The 18,227-nt window shown below is 61.1% G+C and carries 12 protein-coding genes and 2 pseudogenes; 7 read left to right on the forward strand and 7 right to left on the reverse strand.

From position 1 onward, the window contains the following. The coding region (locus ACEW8Q_RS16710) for a flavodoxin domain-containing protein (RefSeq protein WP_373505191.1) at positions 1–1,737 on the forward strand (1,737 nt) is incomplete at its 5' end. Next, positions 1,718–2,662, forward strand: coding sequence for an FAD:protein FMN transferase (locus ACEW8Q_RS16715; RefSeq protein ID WP_373505192.1), 945 nt, complete (start codon positions 1,718–1,720; stop codon positions 2,660–2,662). The genes ACEW8Q_RS16710 and ACEW8Q_RS16715, both read left to right, overlap by 20 nt. A gap of 401 nt (positions 2,663–3,063) precedes the next feature. On the opposite strand, the gene ACEW8Q_RS16720 is transcribed toward ACEW8Q_RS16715, so the two are convergent. Then, entirely contained in the window at positions 3,064–4,170 is a 1,107-nt protein-coding gene (locus tag ACEW8Q_RS16720; protein WP_373505193.1) for a calcium-binding protein, read from the reverse strand. A gap of 46 nt (positions 4,171–4,216) precedes the next feature. On the opposite strand from ACEW8Q_RS16720, the pseudogene ACEW8Q_RS16725 reads away from it, so the two are divergent. Continuing rightward, positions 4,217–4,435, forward strand: a pseudogene (locus ACEW8Q_RS16725) (transposase); the annotation flags it as partial. Positions 4,436–5,630: 1,195 nt separating this feature from the next. On the opposite strand, the gene ACEW8Q_RS16730 reads toward ACEW8Q_RS16725, so the two are convergent. The 5 genes and pseudogenes from ACEW8Q_RS16730 to ACEW8Q_RS16750 form a co-directional block, all read right to left on the reverse strand. Then, positions 5,631–6,296: a VIT family protein gene (locus tag ACEW8Q_RS16730; RefSeq protein ID WP_373505194.1), complete on the reverse strand. Its 666-nt coding sequence runs from the start codon at positions 6,294–6,296 to the stop codon at positions 5,631–5,633. 8 nt (positions 6,297–6,304) lie between these two features. After that, on the reverse strand, positions 6,305–7,402 hold the full coding sequence (gene cax, locus ACEW8Q_RS16735) for a calcium/proton exchanger (RefSeq protein WP_373505195.1): 1,098 nt from the start codon (positions 7,400–7,402) through the stop codon (positions 6,305–6,307). 24 nt (positions 7,403–7,426) lie between these two features. Then, positions 7,427–8,674 carry a sodium/glutamate symporter gene (gltS, locus tag ACEW8Q_RS16740; RefSeq protein ID WP_373505196.1) on the reverse strand — a complete coding sequence of 416 codons (1,248 nt, stop codon included), beginning with the start codon at positions 8,672–8,674 and terminating at the stop codon, positions 7,427–7,429. A gap of 143 nt (positions 8,675–8,817) precedes the next feature. Beyond that, positions 8,818–10,509: an aspartate-alanine antiporter gene (gene aspT, locus ACEW8Q_RS16745; protein ID WP_373505197.1), complete on the reverse strand. Its 1,692-nt coding sequence runs from the start codon at positions 10,507–10,509 to the stop codon at positions 8,818–8,820. Positions 10,510–10,530: 21 nt separating this feature from the next. Next, positions 10,531–13,242: pseudogene (locus ACEW8Q_RS16750) on the reverse strand (decarboxylase). Between the two features lie 249 nt (positions 13,243–13,491). Here ACEW8Q_RS16750 and ACEW8Q_RS16755 point away from each other — a divergent pair. The 3 genes from ACEW8Q_RS16755 to ACEW8Q_RS16765 are packed head-to-tail and all read left to right on the forward strand — an operon-like array spanning position 13,492 to position 16,434. Beyond that, on the forward strand, positions 13,492–14,748 hold the full coding sequence (locus ACEW8Q_RS16755; RefSeq protein ID WP_373505198.1) for an OprD family outer membrane porin: 1,257 nt from the start codon (positions 13,492–13,494) through the stop codon (positions 14,746–14,748). 41 nt (positions 14,749–14,789) lie between these two features. Continuing rightward, positions 14,790–15,209, forward strand: a complete 420-nt coding sequence (locus tag ACEW8Q_RS16760) for a hypothetical protein (protein WP_373505199.1) — start codon at positions 14,790–14,792, stop codon at positions 15,207–15,209. A gap of 4 nt (positions 15,210–15,213) precedes the next feature. After that, complete coding sequence (locus tag ACEW8Q_RS16765) at positions 15,214–16,434, forward strand: HlyD family secretion protein (RefSeq protein ID WP_373505200.1); 1,221 nt, start codon at positions 15,214–15,216, stop codon at positions 16,432–16,434. Positions 16,435–16,468: 34 nt separating this feature from the next. Here ACEW8Q_RS16765 and ACEW8Q_RS16770 read toward each other — a convergent pair whose 3' ends face one another. Next, entirely contained in the window at positions 16,469–16,960 is a 492-nt protein-coding gene (locus ACEW8Q_RS16770) for an aromatic acid exporter family protein (RefSeq protein ID WP_373505201.1), read from the reverse strand. Between the two features lie 444 nt (positions 16,961–17,404). Between ACEW8Q_RS16770 and ACEW8Q_RS16775 the strand changes: the two genes are divergently transcribed. Then, on the forward strand, positions 17,405–18,227 hold an 823-nt coding region (locus ACEW8Q_RS16775; RefSeq protein WP_373505202.1), incomplete at its 3' end, for a transporter substrate-binding domain-containing protein.

The raw sequence follows: 18,227 nt of genomic DNA on the forward strand, positions 1-18,227 counted from the left end.
GGCCCCATCGCGGGGCGCGTGCATGTCGAAGTGGCCCGCGTCGCCGTCGCCGGCCTTGCGCTCTCCGCCATCACCGCGCTGTGGATGACGTTCTCCACCTTCGACCTGCTTCCCGACAAGGGTGCGGTGCTGGCTGTCCCCACGGACGTCAGTGGCGAGACCGGCGTTGCGCTTGCCCGCATCGGACTGCTCGGCTCCACGCCTGTTGCGGACCTGCGTGAGTTGTCCTTTCCCTATGCGGACGACCCCTCCGATGTGTTCACGCTCAAGACCGACCGGGGCACCGGCTATCTCGATCAGGGCAATGGCAGGCTCCTCGCCTGGGCCGACCTCACGGGCTGGGAACACGTGTCGGAGATGATTTACATGCTGCACACCGGGCAGGGCGCATCCGGTCTCGGGCTGTTGCTGGGGCTGATTGCGATGGGCGTGCCGGTGATGGGAGCGACCGGTGTAGCGCAATGGTGGGCGGCACGGCGCGGACGGCCGCGTCTAGCGGGCAATGTCGCTGCTGGCAAGACCGGAACCATCATCCTGGTGGGAAGCGAAGGCGGCAGCACCTGGGGCTTCGCCGCCACCTTGCACAAGGCACTCACCGCTGCAGGGCAGAGGGTTCACACCGGCTCCATGTCAGCCTTCGATCCCGCCCGTTATGCGAGTGCCGAACGCATCATCATGTTGGCCTCGACCTATGGCGATGGCGATGCGCCGTCTTCCGCGAAGGGCTTCCTCGATCGTTTGAATGCAATTGATCTTGCACCAGCCATTCCCCTTGCGGTGCTCGGCTTCGGCGACAGGAGCTTCCCCCGCTTCTGCACCTTCGCGAAGTCGGTATCGGACGCAGCCTCGGACAAGGGGTGGACGGAGATGGTGCCATTCAGCACCGTGGACCGCCAGTCGCCGCAGGATTTCGCGCGCTGGGGCCATGAGCTTGGCGCCGCCATGGGGATTGCGCTTGTGCTTTGCCATCAGCCCGCAGCGCCTGCATCCCGCCCGCTGACGCTTCTCTCACGCCGCGACTATGGCGCGGAGGTGCAGGCGCCGACAGCCATCCTGCGTTTCGGCTTGCCGAAGGCCTCGCTGTGGCAGCGCCTGACAGGCAATGGCATCGGCCGCTTCGAGGCGGGCGACCTCCTTGGCATCCTGCCAGCGGGTTCGACGGTACCGCGCTTCTATTCGCTTGCCTCTTCCAGCCGCGACGGTTTCATAGAGATTGTCGTGAGGAAGCATCCGGGCGGCCTGTGTTCCAGCCAGCTCATGGAGCTTGAACCGGACAACGCCGTCTCCGCATTTCTCCGCCGCAACCCGGCGTTCCATGCCGGCCGGGGCGATGCACCGCTGATCCTCATCGGGGCAGGCACCGGCATCGGTCCGCTCGCGGGCTTCGTGCGGGCCAATTCTGGGCGGCGTCCCATTCACCTGTTCTTCGGGATGCGCCATCCCGGCAGCGATTTCCTCTATGGCGACGATCTCAGCCGCTGGAAGGGCGAGGACCGTCTCGCGCAACTCTTCACGGCCATCTCGCGGGGCGCGCGGCCGCATTATGTGCAGGACGCGCTCCGTGCGGAAGCCGCGCTGGTGACGCGGCTGATCCGCAACGGTGCCCGCGTCATGGTCTGTGGCGGACGTGACATGGCGGCCGGTGTTGCGGATGCGCTGGCCGACATACTGGCACCCGCCGGGTTGAGCCCGCTGGCGCTGAAGTCCGAGGGACGCTATGTCGAAGATGTCTACTGACCTGGTGCGCCATGCCCTGAACGGACCGACGATGGGCACGCGCTGGACGGCGCTGTTCCATGCAACTCCGGCATTCGACCCAGATGTGGCCCGGGTGGCCCTGCAGGCCGCGGCGGACGAGGTGGACGCCCAGATGTCCACCTGGAAACCCGGCAGCGACCTGATGCGCCTCAATGCAGCGTCACCGTCCCGATGGATCGACGTTCCGGCGCACCTGATGATCGTGCTGAAGGCTGCGTTGGCGATTGGCCGCGCGTCTGGCGGGGCCTTTGACATCGGCGTGGGCGATGCGGTGGCGGCCTGGGGGTTCGGGCCTGAAGCGACAGCGCCAGAACGCATCCGCGCCGCGACGGCATCACGGCGGCAGCCTGCACATGAGGTCATCGAACTCGAAGCGGGCCGGGTGCGCAAACGCGAGCCAATCACGCTCGACCTGAATGGCATCGCCAAGGGCTATGGCGTCGACAGGATTGCCGAAACGCTTGCCAGCCTTGGCATCGTGTCCGGACTCGTCGGGATCGATGGCGAGATGCTGGCCATGGGGTTGAGGCCGGATGGCGAAGCATGGACGATCGCGGTTGAGAGGCCAGACCCGGAGGCCCGCGCGCCTCATTCCATCATTGCACTCCACGACGCTGCCGTCGCCACGTCGGGCGATTACCGGCACTGGGTCGATATCGGCAGCCAGCGCCTGTCACATACCATGGACCCGGCGCGCGGCGGACCGCTCATCACATCGCCCGCATCGGTCACGGTCGTTGCACGGACCTGCGCGGAGGCCGATGCCTGGGCGACGGCCCTCATGGTGAAAGGAAGTCAGGAGGGTGCACCATTGGCAAGCAGGAATAATCTGCACGCCCTTTTCATTGACCGGAAAGATAACGACTTGTACGAAACCGGGGTCGGCTGGCTGTTCGAGGCCTGATTCTTGTCACGTAAATCGCGGTGTAACATCGAGGTGGACACCAGACCTCTTCCCAGAACCATGTTCGGTAGAAGATCGCGATGCTGCTCGACCTGTCGGATTTCCTTCGGGTATTGACAAATATGCAGTGGAAGCAGGAGATATCTCGGCAATGGCCGAGTATGCAACATTCGGCCGATCAAGCGATGCAGCAGTCACGGCATCCGGAATTGAGAGGTCCTTTTGATGATTAGATTATCCCATTCCGAATTCCACATGGTTCATTGCATAGGCTGGCTGCGTGCAGCGGTCCGAGCCTAGTTGCATATTCCAACTACCTGGTTCCGCTCCACGCCGTGATCGTCGGCGCGATGTTTCTGGGCGAAAGTCTGAACTGGAACATCCCTGCCGCACCTGGATGCTCATAATACGAATGAAAAGCCGCCAATCAGCTGGCCATCTGTCTTCAGCACCAGAATACAGAAGTCCTTGATGCCGTCGCCGTCCACGTCTCCCTGTACGATGGCATTCTTGCCGGCGAACACTTGCCGCAACTCGCCCACCGTGCCGCTGAACGCGCCAGTACCAATCGATACGAAGGCGTCGTCCGCAAGCGTCGAGGTATCCGCATCGATTTTACTGAGGCCGATGATGTCGACTCCCAGCTCGAAATCGAAGATCCTGTCGATCTTCGTTCCGCCAAGGGACTCACCAATGTCTCGGTAACTGAACCGGTCCACGCCGACATCGCCCCACAGGTAGTCCGCGTCAAGCCCGCCAATCAGTATGTCGTTCCCGCCACCGCCACGCACGCGGTCGATACCGGCACCCGCATCAATCCTGTCGGCTCCCGTTCCACCACTGCAGGTATCGGCGCCACCCCGGCAATTGATCGTGTCTGCGCCGCCGCCGCGGATGATCTCGTCGCACCCGGTGCCGAACACCCTGTCATCGCCACCACCGGCATCAACCGACTCTCCGATTGTTGTAAGGTATTCGGAACAATCGAGAAGCCGATAGATATCAGCCTTCTCCGTGCACCAGCCATCCGTCTCGGCATAGACGTCGCCCGTCCCATTGCTGTCGATGGGACCCAGATCGTCAGAGGTTGAATTGAACGTGCATAGACTGCCGCTTCCCGACAGGTCCGGAACGCCACTTTCTCCACTGCCCTCGTAGCTCGTGGGCAAGCTCAACCCGTCCGTCTCTTCGAACCTGCAGATGCTGACTTCAGGGTGCAGGTCGTCGTCGGTGTCCGTCCCGAATGCCACGACCTTTCCATTGGATGAAATGTCGACATGGGTGGTCTGATTGCGGCTGGTGAACAACTCGCCGTTTGAATCCACCGACAATACTGTCGTTGTGAACACGCCATTCTTGAATTGCGTAACGAAAGCGTCACCCTGATTTTTGGTGTCGTTGGGCGTCAGGTTGGTGGCCTGCGAGATGTAGGCGACCGTTCCATCGTCCGCGACGGCGGCTCCGCCGCTGAATCCATTGGCCTGGGTGCGACCCGTCGCGCGGGACATCAGCACGATATAACCGGTCTCTGTATCGAGGCGGAACACATCGGCCTGGGCGAAGGATCAGCGGATCGAGTGGCACTACATCATGCCGGGGAAGCCCATGCAGAACGGTTGCGTCGAGAGCTTCAATGGCAAGATGCGAGACGAGCTGCTGAACGAGACCTTGTTCTTCAGTCTCGACCAGGCTCGGGGGGCGGTCGCTGCGTGGACTGAGGACTACAACACCGAGCGGCCGCACTCGTCGCTGGCCTACGAAACGCCCGCGGCCCTGGGTGATGTCCACCCCCGCGCCGGGGTCGAAGTCGTGCGCTGTCTCATAGCCGTTCGCGGCGAGGAACTGCCGGATCGCCTCGTCGCCGGCGCTCAGGCCCGCCGGAGCAGACAGGTCGACGCTGACATAGGCGGACTCATAGGCCTCCATCGCGCTGTTGCCGGCCGAGGAAAAATAGGCGACGCCAGAGGCGAAAGCCATGTCCACCGCCTGTGCGATGATCCCGTCCATATAGACCGGCTCGCTGGAATAGCTGACATCGTCCACGACGATGTCGGAGATCGCGGCGAGGTCGAGGATGCCCTGCGCGAATTCGGCCTCGCCGGTGAAGGCGGTGTGGAATGCCATCGCCGCGCCCGGCGCCACGTCGTGGATCAACTGCGCCATGGCGCGGCCCTCGTCGATCAGCGAGCCGTTGGCGCTGTCGTCCAGGATGTTGATGCCGGCGGGCAGATCTCCGCTCGCCATGTCGTCGGCGTAGCTGGTGGACAAACCGGTGCCGACGTTGAACGAGTCCGACAGGATGCCGATCGTCACGCCCCGGCCATCGGCGCGGAACATGGTGGAGAAATCATCGGACTGCATTGCCGTGGGGGCTTGCGAGGTCACCGAACCGGCATTGGTCATGACCAGATGCTCGTCATTCTTCCAGCGGGGGTCTCCCGACAAGTCCGGCTGGTCGGCCGCGGCAAGAGGGTTCGAGAACTTTATGGTGGCAGCAGGTTCAGCTTCTTGTGACGGAGCATCCGCTGTGCCGGCGGTGCGTGCTGTAAAACCCCCGCTGATGGAGCCATTCAGCGGCTGCCATTGCCACATCGGGGAAGGAGCGAAGGCCACTAGGCCGACCGAAGCCGCCTGATCCAGCAAGTCGTCACCCGGCTGGGACAGAAGCGGCGCAACCTCGACTCCGCTGCCGATCAATGTGTCGTCCATCAAATCCAGAATTCTTGCCATCGCCGTTCCACATGCCGCGATCCTTGGTCAGCCTGCCGGTTTGGAAGTGTTGTCGCGGTCCGTTCAAGAGACGGTGGGACAAGGTCACAGTCAAGCAGTTTTGCGGAATGCATACGGAAGGGTGTAGCAACAACTAGCCGATACACTCTCCAATTCTCTCAAACATGCGGCCTCCTGTTCTGGCTGTTGGCAGCCAGTGAACTGGCTCGAAGTTGCCGTTGCCGTTGAAGAGGTCTGGCTACCCTCCGAGCGCAATGGTGACCGACACAAGCACCACTCCCAGAACGACCATTGCCGTTGCCATCCACAGCGGCGGCTGGCCCGAGGCCTTGCCATAGCCGAAGCCGATCATCGCAAGCATCACGATGGCGATGGCGTTCGACAGCCGCATGGCGATTGCCGCGTCAGGCAAGAAGATAAATGGCACGATCACTGGAAATGTGGAGGCGACGACAATCAGGAACACCCCGATCGCACCTCTGACGTCACGACCCTGTAATCCAAGGCCGCCACTGGATGGCTTGAGTGCGAGGATGCTGTGGCGGATGCGCTCCAGGTCCTCATGCCGCAGCTCGGCAGCGACGAGCGGCGGAAGTTGACCGCTGATCGCCTCATGTGCTTCAGCCGTTGAACCCGCCTTGCGGATGGCAAGAACTGTCTGCCGCATGGCGCCGCGCTCGCTCATGCAGGCCATGAGATACATGATGGCATCGATGAGGGCCCAGGCAAGGTTGCAGCCGATTGCGCCGATCAGCATCTCGCGCACATCCGCGCGTTCGGCTGTGGCCACGCTGAGGGAGCCCGTGAAGGTGAGCACCATGATCAGGCCGAAGAGGATTTCGGACAGGCGTTCCACCGGGTTGAGAACGCGTTTCCTCACCTCTTCTGTTGCGCTGCCCGGCATGTCGGACCTCACGCAGCCGGAGGAATGATGAAGAGCGTGGCGCCGAAGATGGCATAGATCATCAGCATCAGCACGCCGAGGAACCAGGCGGAACGCCCGGTGGCGGTGACCAGCGCAGCGGTGAAAACCGCGATGAAGATCATGACGATGGCACCCGGCCAGAAATCCAGCGTCATCGGCGCTGGCCCCAGGACATAGCTCAACAGAACCAAAGCCGGCATCACGAAGAGGGCGATCTGGGTGGCGCTGCCGAAGGAAATTCCGACACTGAGGTCGAGCCGGTTCTTGCGTGCGGCCGAGAAGGCAGCCACCATTTCCGCAGCCGCTCCAACGATCGCGACCACGATGAAGCCCACAAATGCGGGGCTAAGTCCCAGCTGTGCGGAAGCTTCGGTCAGCGACTCCACGAAGACTTCGCTGACGAGTGCAACAACGACGGTGGCCCCGAGAAGGGTGCCGACAGCGAGCGGCACAGGCCACACATGCTCAGCATGTTCATTCGCCCCAGCGCCATGAGCTGCTCCGGATGCAAAGAATTTCCGGTGCGTGCCCAAGGTGAAGACGAGGCCAAGGCCGTAGGCGCTTATCAAGAGAAGGGATATGACAAGGCTGAGCGACTGCGGCACGGCGTGGGTATCGGCTGCAGCCATGGCCGACGGGATCAGCAGGCCGAAAGCCGCGATGAACAGCATCGCCACCTGGACACGCGTATTGCCGCTGTTGAACTCTTGCACGTGATGCTTCAACCCGCCGAGCAGAAACGAAGCGCCGGTCATGAAGAGCGTGTTGGTCACGATGGCGCCGGCAATCGATGCCTTGACCAGCATGTACTCGCCAGCCTTTAGCGCCGCGAGGGCGATGATCAGCTCGGTGAGGTTACCAAGCGTCGCGTTGAGGAGCCCGCCGACGGAGTCTCCCGTGCGCTCGGCAACCTGCTCGGTCGCAAGGCTGAGGAGCGCGGCAAGCGGAATGATGGCCAGGATCGAGAGGACGAACAACAGGGTCGACGGCAGATGGAAAACCGAGTGACCGAGAAGCGGAAGCGGGACGAAGGCCAGAAGCCAGAGAAGCTTCCGCTCGCGGATGCTTGTCAAAAGATCGTGCAAGATTTTCTCCTGTTGTCGCGCAGCCTAACCGCCCGCCGCAGGTGCGGCAATCGAGAAGTAGGGAAGAGCAAGAAATCCCTTCGCGACCACGGCATTTGCAAGATCGACGAAGAACGAGCCCGCCAGCGTGATGAGGAGAAACGCCTTGGGTGAAGGCCCGTAGCGATGGCCGATTTCGTCCATCGTGGCCATGGCAACCGGCATCGAGGACAGGCCGAACCCAAGGAACCCTCCGGAAGTCACAGCCGCGTCGTAGTCGCTCCCCAACAGCCTGAAGAGCACGAAGTATGCGATGGCAACGGTAACAACCACCTGAATGACGACGTTGAGCGCCAGCGGAACGAGAATGACCGCGACTGAAATCAGCGGCGTCGACATCAGCGCCATGACGAGGAACAATTGCAGAGCTACGGCTCCACCGCGCTCGATGGGAGCGAAATCAAGCTTGTACTTGAAGGCATCGGCAAGATTGGTGATCAGCACGCCTGCGATCATGGCGCTGAGAAAGCCCGGCAGGAGGAAGCCGGCCTCCCTGGCATAGTCGTTGAGCTTCTCGCCGATCAGAACCGCCATCGCCAACACAAACACGGTGGAGAGAAGGCTTTCGATCTGTGTCGAACCTTGGGGCTCCGGAGTTTTCTCCTCCTGCGGCACCATGAAAGTGACATCCGAGGGTGTGCCCACGGATGCACGCAACTTGTGCCGCTTGACGATCCAGCCCGTCACGGGCCCCGATACCAGAGCTCCCGTGATCACCGCCAGAGTTGCCGCGCCCACTGCCACCACTTGCGCGTGCTGCAGCCCTTGCGCTTGAAGTTCTTTCGCCCAGGCCATCGCCGTGCCGGGCCCGCCCACGAACGAGAGCGAGCCGACCAGAACGCCATAGGCCGGATGGGCGCCCCAGGCCGCGACCAGCGCCGCCCCGGACAGATTCTGGGCGACCAGTGCCGCAATCGTGACGCCGCAAAGAATGACCAGGGGCTTGCCGCCGCTTTTCAGCGCGGCAAGCTTCGCCGAAAGCCCGATGGACGTGAAGAAGATCAGCAGCAACCCATCCTTGATGCGCGAGCCGAAGGCCACATCGATCTTGAGAAGCAGTTGCATGACCAGGACGATCAGCGCGACGACCATCGCTCCCACCACCGCGTTCGGCATGTCGATCTTGCGGAGGAAGGGAACCGAATGGCGGATCCAGCGCCCGACAAACAAGGCAATGATGCCAATGACCAGCGTGGTCAGTTCGTCCAGTTCGAAGCGTGTCATCGTTTCCATGGCGAACTCATCAGATCAAAATCGAGAGTTGGAGGAAGGCTTTGGAAGGAAGGCCACCCGGTTTTCTGGGCTTGCGAAGGCTGGGACATCTCCGCAATGATCCCGTCAACCGGATGGTGCAGCAATTACGCTGGTAACGCGTCTCAGAGGATCAACAGCACGATCACGAGGCCCCAAAGCGTGAGCAGCGTGTTGCTCACGGCATAGGGCACGGTGTAGCCCAGCATCGGCACATCCGACTTTGCGACATCGCCCACCATGGCGACAGATGCCGTCGAAGTGCGCGCGCCGCCGCAACAGCCCAGGTTGATCGCAGGATCAAAGCGGAAGAGATACTTTCCGATGAGCGGCGCAAGCAGCATTGGCACGGCAGTGGCAAAGATACCCCAGAAGAAGATCCCGAACCCCGCCTGCTTCAGCCCAGCGATGAAGGTCGGGCCAGAGCTGATACCGACGATGGCGATGAAAACGTTGAGGCCAACAGAGTTCATGAACCACAAGGTCGGCTGAGGCACGTTGCCGATCTGGGGCTTCACCGTGCGCAGCCAGCCGACGAATATCCCCGCGACGAGCGCGCCACCCGATGTGGACAGCGTGATGGGAACACCGGCGATGGGGATGACATAGGCGCCGATCAGTCCGCCGATCATGATCGCCAGGCCGACCAGAACCATGTTGGTGACTGTCACAGGCCGGTCGGCAAATCCCGCGGCCGCCACGAAGCGGTCAATGCTGGCCTTGGTTCCGGCGACGCGAACGACGTCGCCCCGGTTGAGTTTCGTCTGGGGCAGAACCGGAATGTTCACCGCCGCCGAGCCTCTCCGGATCGAGTTCAGGAACACGCCCCGTGCAAAGGGCTTCTCGGCAGCCTCAGCCAACGTGCGACCGTCGAGATCCTTGTTGGTGATGAGGACGTCCACGGCCTCGACCGGGACATCCAGAAGCTCAACATCGTCCACCTCGACGCCTTGGCCCAGAACGTTCACCAGTATGTCCCGCCGTCCCGCGACCGCGACGACGTCGCCGGGCTTGAAAGTCGTGTCAGGCGTATACTCGACGATTTCGTTACCGCTGCGCAGGCCCTCAACGAAGATGCGCTCACCCGGCAGGAGATCCCGTTCGACCTGCGCCACTGTCATGCCAACCACCTTGCCGCCTTCCGGGACGCGATAGGCGCGAAGTTCGCGCTTGCGGCGTCCGCTCAGAAAGCCCGACTCCGGAGCACCCACCGACATCTCGCGCTCATAGCGAGCGCACTCCTCTTGGATGTCGACACCCAGAATTTTTGGTCCGAGGAAGGCGAGAATCCAACCGGTTCCCACCGTGCCGAAAAGATAGGTGATGGCATAGGCGACAGGGATCAGGTCGAGTTCGGCCTTCGCCTGTTCGGGGGTCAAGCTGGAGTTGTTGATTGCGTCAGTGGCAAGGCCGATCGATGCCGAGATCGTGTGAGCCCCTGCGAGAAGTCCTGCAGCAAGCCCCGGTCCATAGCCCGCTACAATCGCAGCGATGTAGACAGACAACAGGCAGAGAACCGAGACCACCAAGGCGAAAACCGCCTGCGGCAATCCGTCTGTCGCGATGCCGCGCACGAACTGCGGACCCACGCCGAAGCCCACGGCAAACAGGAACATGATGAAAAAGACCGACTTCACCTGACCCGATATCTCGATCCCGAGCTGGCCAATCACGATTCCCGCCAATAGCGTACCCGTGACGGCGCCAAGGCTGAAGCTGCCGAACTTCCGCGCACCAATCCAATAGCCCACGGCGAGTGTGAAGAAGATCGCCAGTTGCGGGTTTGCCCGCAAGGTGTCTGCGATGTAGCTGAACATGAATTTCTCCCCTCTTCTCGTTCAGGCTTTGGTCGTCTTGCTGCGGCCGTTTCCAAGAGCGTCCGGCCTGATCAGCTTCAAGCCCCTTGCGGCCTCGTAGCCGTGGATTTCCTTCACATCGAGTTTCCGCATGAAGCCGATGGTCTCGGCAGTCAGCACCTGACCCGGCACCATGATGGGGAAGCCCGGCGGATAGGGAATGACGAAGTTCGCCGAGACAAGATCGGGTCCGTTTGCCAGCCGCTTGTCCATCTCGGATCCATTGAGCGGCACGTACTCGCAGGAGGCTTCGTCATAGGCCATGAAGAAGGCCGTGCGCATGTCGCCTTCATGGGTCTTCTTGCCCGCATCCTTGCGGAACGCATCATGGAAGCGGCTGAAGTTCGGCAGGTCCGGCACATCGTGCATGAGGGCCTTGGTCCGATTTGCGAGAGCCTTCTTCGCGCCTTCTCCGCCACTCCGCAGGCCTTCCTCAATCTCGCCGCAGATTTCAGCCAGCACGCGAAGCAGATGAGCGACATCGCTTCTGGTGTTGTTGATGTTGGACTGCAGCAGCACCGAGTTGCGCGAGGTCTTGTTGACCTGGATGTTGAAGCGGTTGGCGAGGATGCCCTTGAACTGGGTGCCGTCGAAACCGGCATCGCCGCAGACCAGCGTCATGCGCGTCGGATCGAGATAGAACTCATCCTCGTCCCTCGCCTTCACGATATCACCCCAGTTCGTGCCCGGTGACAGGAAATCCTTGAAGCCCGATTGCCTGTAGGCCTCGGGGATCAGTTCGTCAGCCCCCAGGATACGGAAGTACTTCGAGATCAAAGGATGATTCTTGACCGCGGCCCTGATCCGGAGCGCGATTGAGATCGCGTTCATCACGAGACCGTATCCCTCCAGCTCCATCTGGCGCCGCGCCACGTCGAGGCCGGCGATCAGCTGCTGGTTGGGGCTCGTCGAAGCGTGCGTGAACACGGCTTCGTGGAACTGGCTTTCGACCTTCGGGTAATCGACGTCCTTGACCAGCACCATCGAGCCCTGACGGATCGCCGACATGGACTTGTGGGTGGAATTCGTCTGGTACACCCGGAGCCTCACCTTGCGGGGATCGGGAACGAGCCTGGTCTTCAACAACTGTTCGCGCGTCGGCTTGGCGCCCAAGGCCTTCTGCTGCTTTTCGTAGGCCTCGACCGATGCCGGCTCGGCGAGCCAGCTTTCGATTTCAGCGGCAGCGCCCATGCCGGTGCGCGGCCTGAGGAACGGCGACCAGCGCGCGAAGCCGGATCATGCCTCGTCCCAAAGGAAGATGAGATCGGGCTTGATCGCGAGGCACTCTTCCATCACCCGGCGGGTGTTGTACATGTGCCCGTCGAAGGTGCAGTTGGTGAGGTCGAGAAGCCGCACACGGTCGAGCCGGCCTTCGTCCTTGAGGTCGAGTAGCGCGGACTTGATCGCCTGCAGCGGCACGGCGCCATACATCGAGTACTGCGTGAGCGGATAGGCTTCGACATAGAGCGGCTGCCCGCCCGTGAGCACCAGGCCGTAGTGATGCGACTTGTGGCAGTTGCGGTCGACGATGACGATGTCACCCGGAGCAACCAGTGCCTGCACCACCATCTTGTTGCTGGTCGACGTGCCGTTGGTGACGAAGAAAACATGGTCCGCGCCGAACGCGCGCGCCGCCATGTCCTGCGACTTCTTGATGTTGCCGGTGGGTTCCAGCAGGCTGTCAAGGCCGCCGGTCGTTGCGCTGCTCTCGGCGAGGAACAGGTTGATGCCGTAGAACTCGCCCATGTCACGAATCCAGCCGGACCGGAAAACCGACTTGCCGCGCGCGATCGGCAGCGCATGGAAGGTTCCGACGGGACGCTGCGCATAGCGCTTCAGGTTGTCGAAGAACGGCGTCTCATAGCGCGCCTGGATGCCTTCGAGAATGGCGAGGTGCATTTCGAGAATCTCCTCCACCGCGTAGAATATCCGGCGGACGCAAGCCGATTCCTTCGACGCGGCGAGAGTCTCGACGTCGCGATCGGTCGTTACGTAAACATCAAGCTCCGGCCTGATCTTCTTGAGGGCACCGGCGAGTTTGAGCGCAGACGCGCTGCTGTCGAGCTTGCCCAGCGTCTTGTCCAGGATGGAGCGTAGCACGGGTGCTTCATGCACGGAGTGGAACGCAAATCCTTCTGCCACGATGACAGCCAGGATCTGCGGATTGACGAGCGTGGCGCAGAGCGCGTCTTCGAAGCTGCCGACGATGACCGGCTCATAGATGAAGCCATCCTCTACGCGGCGCAACCGGCGGAACTCGGCCGCCATGGCGGGCCAGCGTGACGCAGGCTGCGGCGTTACCAGAAGTACTTCAAAATAGGGACGGTGCTGCTCGCGGCGCGAAACAACGCTCGGCAGCACATCGGGCAGGCCATCGTCAGAATCGGAAGACGGATCGCCATCTGATTGCTGCGCGTAGGAATTGGTCAGAATGGCATCGGCCATCCGGCGCACCATGCTGGCGACAGCGCTTGCGTCGCCCGCACCGATTCGTTCGCGCAGGCGGGCCATCAGCCGCAGGCCGGGATAGGCGTGGAATTCTTCTATCAACGCAATGTCGGAAAGCTCCTGCTCCACCTCGGCGCGGCTGCCAGTGCCTGCAGCCCATTGTTCAGCAGCGGTCAATGCTTCCCGCCACTGGTCAGCGCGCGCGGCATGCATCACGAAGAAGCGGTCGATGTTGTTGTCAGCCATAGGTGTCTCCCCTTGATCAAATGAATGCGCCACGTGGGCAGCACACTCCTCGGCACTTTCCGGTGACTTTGGTCCCAGACAAGTCGGGCAAGATTTACCTCTTGGAATTCCGAGTGTGTTGACCTGTGTCAAACAGAGCGAGACAATTCCCGATACAATCACCACCAGCTTGGCTTTCGGGCTATGCTTCTTGTTGGGGGAGGGAATCAGATGTGGTCGATACTTAGAAACAACTTTAGCAAGAATGTTTTGCTGACTGGGACCGTGGTCGCCGTGTTGATGCACGGTGCAGCACTTGCGGCCGATGCGGTGCCAGCGCCTGAACCTGTCAGCGAAATCCAGCGTGCGCTGTTTGACGATGCAGCCCTCACGCTTCATTTCCGCAGTTATCTCTTTGATCGCGACAACACGTCGGGTTCCGATCCCGCTGCATGGGCCGGCGGCGGCTGGATCGGCTACGAGACCGACTGGATCTCGGACGTTCTGAAATTTGGTCTCGTCGGCTACACTTCACAACCGCTCTGGGCGCCCGACGATCGTGACGGAACCTTGCTGCTCAAGCCGGGGCAGGAAGGTTATGGCGTCCTCGGGCAGGCCTATGCCGCGCTGAAATACGAAGAGCAGGTGCTCACACTCTACCGCCAGCTGGTGAACCAGCCGGAAGTCAATCCGCAGGACAGCCGCATGACGCCCAACACCTTCGAGGGCGTGTCGCTCAAGGGCGAGCTTGGGCTGGTGGGCTACTATGCGGGCGTGCTGACCGCGATGAAGCAGCGCAATTCAGATGAATTCATCGACATCGCCAATGCGGCCGGGGTCAATGAGGATTCGGATATGTTCCTCGGCGGACTCGAGTTTTCACCCATCGACGAGTTGAAGGCCCGCACATCGCTCTACGTGGTGCCCGACCTGCTTGCATCGTCCTACAGCGACGCCATCTGGACGGCGCCCGTGGCCGAAGACACCAAACTCCGCGTGTCCGGCCAGTTCATGTATCAGTCCGGCATCGGTGATGAATTGCTGACCGGGCCTGACTTCGACGCATGGGTGTTTGGCATCAAGGGTGATGTCATCCATCGCGGCCTGACGCTGACCGCCGGATACACGGGCAACGGATCGGACGGCAACTGGCAGGCTCCCTACGGATCATGGCCGGGCTACACCAGCATGATCGTGAAGGACTACAATCGCGCGGGCGAACAAGCGCTTCTGCTCGGTGCCTCCTACGATTTCGAGGAACTGGGCGCCAAGGGACTGGTGCTGTCTGCACTCGCCGCAATTGACCTCGATGTTGACTCGGGCCTGCCCGAAAACAATGAATATGACTTTACGGCGGACTACCGATTCAGCGCTCTCGAGGGCAATCTCGAATGGCTGGCGCCGTTGTGGCTTCGCGTGCGATATGCTTATGTCGACACTGAAAATCCGGATGACACTGATGACCGGCTCGATGACTTTCGTGTTATCGTGAATTACGAACTTCAACTCCACGGCAGCGACCTCTAGAAGGAGGGCGCGACTCCGTGGCAGCAGACGGACGAACGCACATGTCGGCAACGCAGCATCCCATGGCTCCCCACACGCTTCCCTGGTTCATTACAGCGCCAGGCGGGACCGACACGCTCTACGTGATCACCACGGTGGTCGTGGTGATCTCCGTTGTGTTGCTGGGCGTGTTCTTCTTCTGGCTGCATTCGCTGCCGGAGCGGATGGGCCACAAGAAGCTGCAGTTCGAGGTGGTTGCAGTGCTGGGCCTCATATCGCTGTTCACGCATCAGCACGTCTTCTGGATCATCGGGCTTCTGCTTGCGGTGATTGATCTCCCCGATTTCATAAATCCGGTAAGACGCATCGCGGACGCCGTGGAGAGAATTGCAGGCACAGCGAAGGCAACACCTGACGAGCCGCCGCCAGCGCCTGAAACCGAAGCGCCTGCCACGCAGTCAGCATTGGTCGAGAAGGCCTGATCCCATGCTTGAGCTTACACTTTGTTCCATGCTGACAATCCTGCCGGATTATCTCGTTCGGCGGTTTCTTCAGGGTAGGAAAATTACCTTCTTCTCAGTCTGGTATGAGCTCCGCTGGGGTATCACCGGCTGTCTCATCCTCACCATCCTGCTCATCACTACCATCTTCTACTTCCATCCCTCCACCACCAGCGCCACGTCGGCATTCCGGACAGTCCCGATCCTTCCTGAGACCACGGGCAGGGTCACCGAGATTTATGTCGAAGCAAGCGCAGAGGTGAAAAAGGGCCAGCCTCTCTTCAAGGTGGACAGCACCGAGACCGAAGCGGCCGTCGAGTATGCAAAGCGCCGGATTGCCGAAATCGATGCCCAGTCGATCATGGCGCAGGCCGACATCGCGGTCGCCGAGGGACAAGTTCAGCAAGCGGAAAACGCAAGGAAGCAGATTGCCGACGAACTGGCGACCAAACAGGAATTGTTTGACCGCAAGTCCGGCACGGTTTCAGAACGCCAGCTTGAAATGCTGACGACGAGCCTGGCGGGCGCAGAAGGCCAGCTCTCTGCAGCACGGGCCAATCTGGAGGCGGCCCAGATCAAGGTGTCGACCTTGCTTCCCGCCGAAAAGGCCAGTGCCGAAGCATCGTTGAAGCAATCGCAAGTCGAACTCGACAAGATGGTCGTCTATGCCGGTGTTGACGGACGCGTCGAACAATTCATCCTTCAGATTGGCGATGTCGTGACCCCCATCATGCGTCCCGCCGGTGTGCTCATCCCTCATGGCGAAGGTGCACGGCGGCTGCAGGCCGGCTTCGGCCAGATCGAGGCCGGAGTGGCCAAGGTTGGAATGTCCGGCGAGGCGACCTGTGTGTCCATGCCCTTGAAGATCGTTCCGCTGGTCGTGGTCAGGGTGCAGGACTATATCGCCTCTGGCCAGATACGCGCCGGCGAGCAACTCGTCGACGTGAGGCAGGTTACCCAGCCGGGAACGCTGCTCGTCATTCTCGAACCCCTTTATGAAGGCGGTCTCGACGCATTGACGCCAGGCAGCAACTGCATCGTGAACCTCTACACGAACAATCACGAGCGCCTCGTCAGCGAGGATCTCAGCACGGTGACCTGGTTCACGCTCCACATGATTGACACGGTGGCACTTGTCCACGCGATGATCCTGCGCGTCCAGGCCTTGTTCATCCCGATGAAGACGCTGGTCTTCAGCGGTCACTGACCGGCGATCAGCGGCGCGGCGCGACCGGGGTCTCTCACGAGGCCTTGTCTGGAGGAGTCTGCGTATCATCCCGGAAGAGCCTGGGGATGTAGCTGATGCCCCACGCAACGAGCACGCCGATGACCGTCTCGACAAAGCGCAGAAACGCATAGGTGTGGGGTTCAGCGGCATGCTCGAGAAGCACGATGCCGCTGATGTATCCCGCGACCTTCACGCCTTCCCCCGCCTTGAGAAACTGGGCCAGCAGCATTGCGGCAAGAATGCCAATGCCTACGCCCATGACACCAGAAGGCACAACTTGGGCCATGGCCGCGCCGCAACTTGCCCCGATCACCGTCGCCCAGATGCGGCGCAAGCCCAGCTGCCGGCTGGTGGCCGGTTGCAGATCGGTGACGATCACGGCGGCGATGAAGGCGTAGAGCGGAAATGGCAGTTGCAGCGCCTGTGCGATCACGAGCGACAGCACAGCCGCCGTGGTCGCCCTCAAGGGCAGTTGCAGTTTCAAAAGAAGCCGTTTGATGCGCATCCGGGTTCCTGTGGTTTCAAACCGAGCCATCGAAAACCAGTCTTCGATGTGGGCTGTCCAACCAAAGATGGGAAAGTGGCCAGAGAGTTTTTCATTGAATAACTATTGGATAGCACGCAGGCTCCATGCCATGCGATCATCAGTTCCCCGTCCGCCGGGAAAATGCAGACCGCGATGCCGCATGACCCGGCCGCATCCTCAGGGCGGCAAGATTGTCTCATACGGGAGACCTCGATCCTCCATCGCCTGCCGGGAAGCAGGTGAGCGCAAGCAATTGCATCTGTCCCAACTGTCATCCTGTGCCTGCAAGATCACTGAACGTTCAGGCCAGTCGTTTCGTCCCTCCAGCATTTGACAATCCTGCAGGATTGACGAAGGATATGCTTGTCCAAATTACGAGACAGATGTCTGTTATATTGGACATCAATCGGAGGAAACGAAATGATGAACAAGGTTCGTATCGCGGCGCTGCTGGCTGCAGTGTCCCTGATGACTGTTGGCACCGCTCACGCCCAGGATGCCAAGAGCAAGCTCGATGAAGTTCTGGCACGCGGCGTCCTCGTGATGGGAACGGGCAGCACGAATGCGCCCTGGCACTTCAAGGGAGCTGACGACAAGCTTCAGGGCTTCGACGTCGACATGGGGCGCATCATTGCCAAGGCGCTCTTCGGCGATCCGGACAAGATCGAATTCGTGAACCAGGCGTCCGATGCCCGCATCCCCAACATCACGACCGACAAGGTCGACATCACCTGCCAGTTCATGACGGTGACAGGTGAACGCGCCCAGCAGATCGCCTTCACGATTCCCTACTACCGCGAGGGTGTCGGCCTCATGCTCAAGAACGACAGCAAGTATGCCGACCATGCGGCCATGAAGGCAGCGGGCTCGGCCGTCACCGTCGCTGTCCTGCAGAACGTCTATGCCGAGGAACTGGTGCACAAGGCGCTGCCCGAAGCCAAGGTCGACCAGTATGAATCGGTGGACCTGATGTATCAGGCTCTCGAATCGGGACGCGCCGATGCAGCCGCGACCGACCAATCGTCGGTGTTCTGGTACATCACGCAGAAGCCCGGCCAATATCGTGACTCCGGCTATGGCTGGGGCCCGCAGACCTATGCCTGCGGCGTCAAGCGCGGTGATCAGGACTGGCTGAACTTCGTCAACACCTCGCTCCACGAGGCGATGACCGGCGTCGAGTTCGACTTCTACGCCAAGTCCTACAAGACCTGGTTCGGCAAGGATCTGCCGCCGCCGAAGATCGGCT

The sequence above is a fragment of the Aestuariivirga sp. genome, from assembly GCF_041738905.1.
In the GTDB taxonomy this organism is placed as follows: Bacteria; Pseudomonadota; Alphaproteobacteria; order Rhizobiales; family Aestuariivirgaceae; genus Aestuariivirga.

Coding starts and splice junctions, on each gene's coding strand:
- ACEW8Q_RS16715 (WP_373505192.1), top strand. CDS start 1,718: ATGTCGAAGATGTCTACTGACCTGGTGCGCCATGCCCTGAACGGACCG.
- ACEW8Q_RS16720 (WP_373505193.1), bottom strand. CDS start 4,170: ATGTCCCGCGCGACGGGTCGCACCCAGGCCAATGGATTCAGCGGCGGA.
- ACEW8Q_RS16730 (WP_373505194.1), bottom strand. CDS start 6,296: ATGCCGGGCAGCGCAACAGAAGAGGTGAGGAAACGCGTTCTCAACCCG.
- gltS (WP_373505196.1), bottom strand. CDS start 8,674: ATGGAAACGATGACACGCTTCGAACTGGACGAACTGACCACGCTGGTC.
- aspT (WP_373505197.1), bottom strand. CDS start 10,509: ATGTTCAGCTACATCGCAGACACCTTGCGGGCAAACCCGCAACTGGCG.
- ACEW8Q_RS16760 (WP_373505199.1), top strand. CDS start 14,790: ATGTCGGCAACGCAGCATCCCATGGCTCCCCACACGCTTCCCTGGTTC.
- ACEW8Q_RS16765 (WP_373505200.1), top strand. CDS start 15,214: ATGCTTGAGCTTACACTTTGTTCCATGCTGACAATCCTGCCGGATTAT.
- ACEW8Q_RS16770 (WP_373505201.1), bottom strand. CDS start 16,960: ATGCGCATCAAACGGCTTCTTTTGAAACTGCAACTGCCCTTGAGGGCG.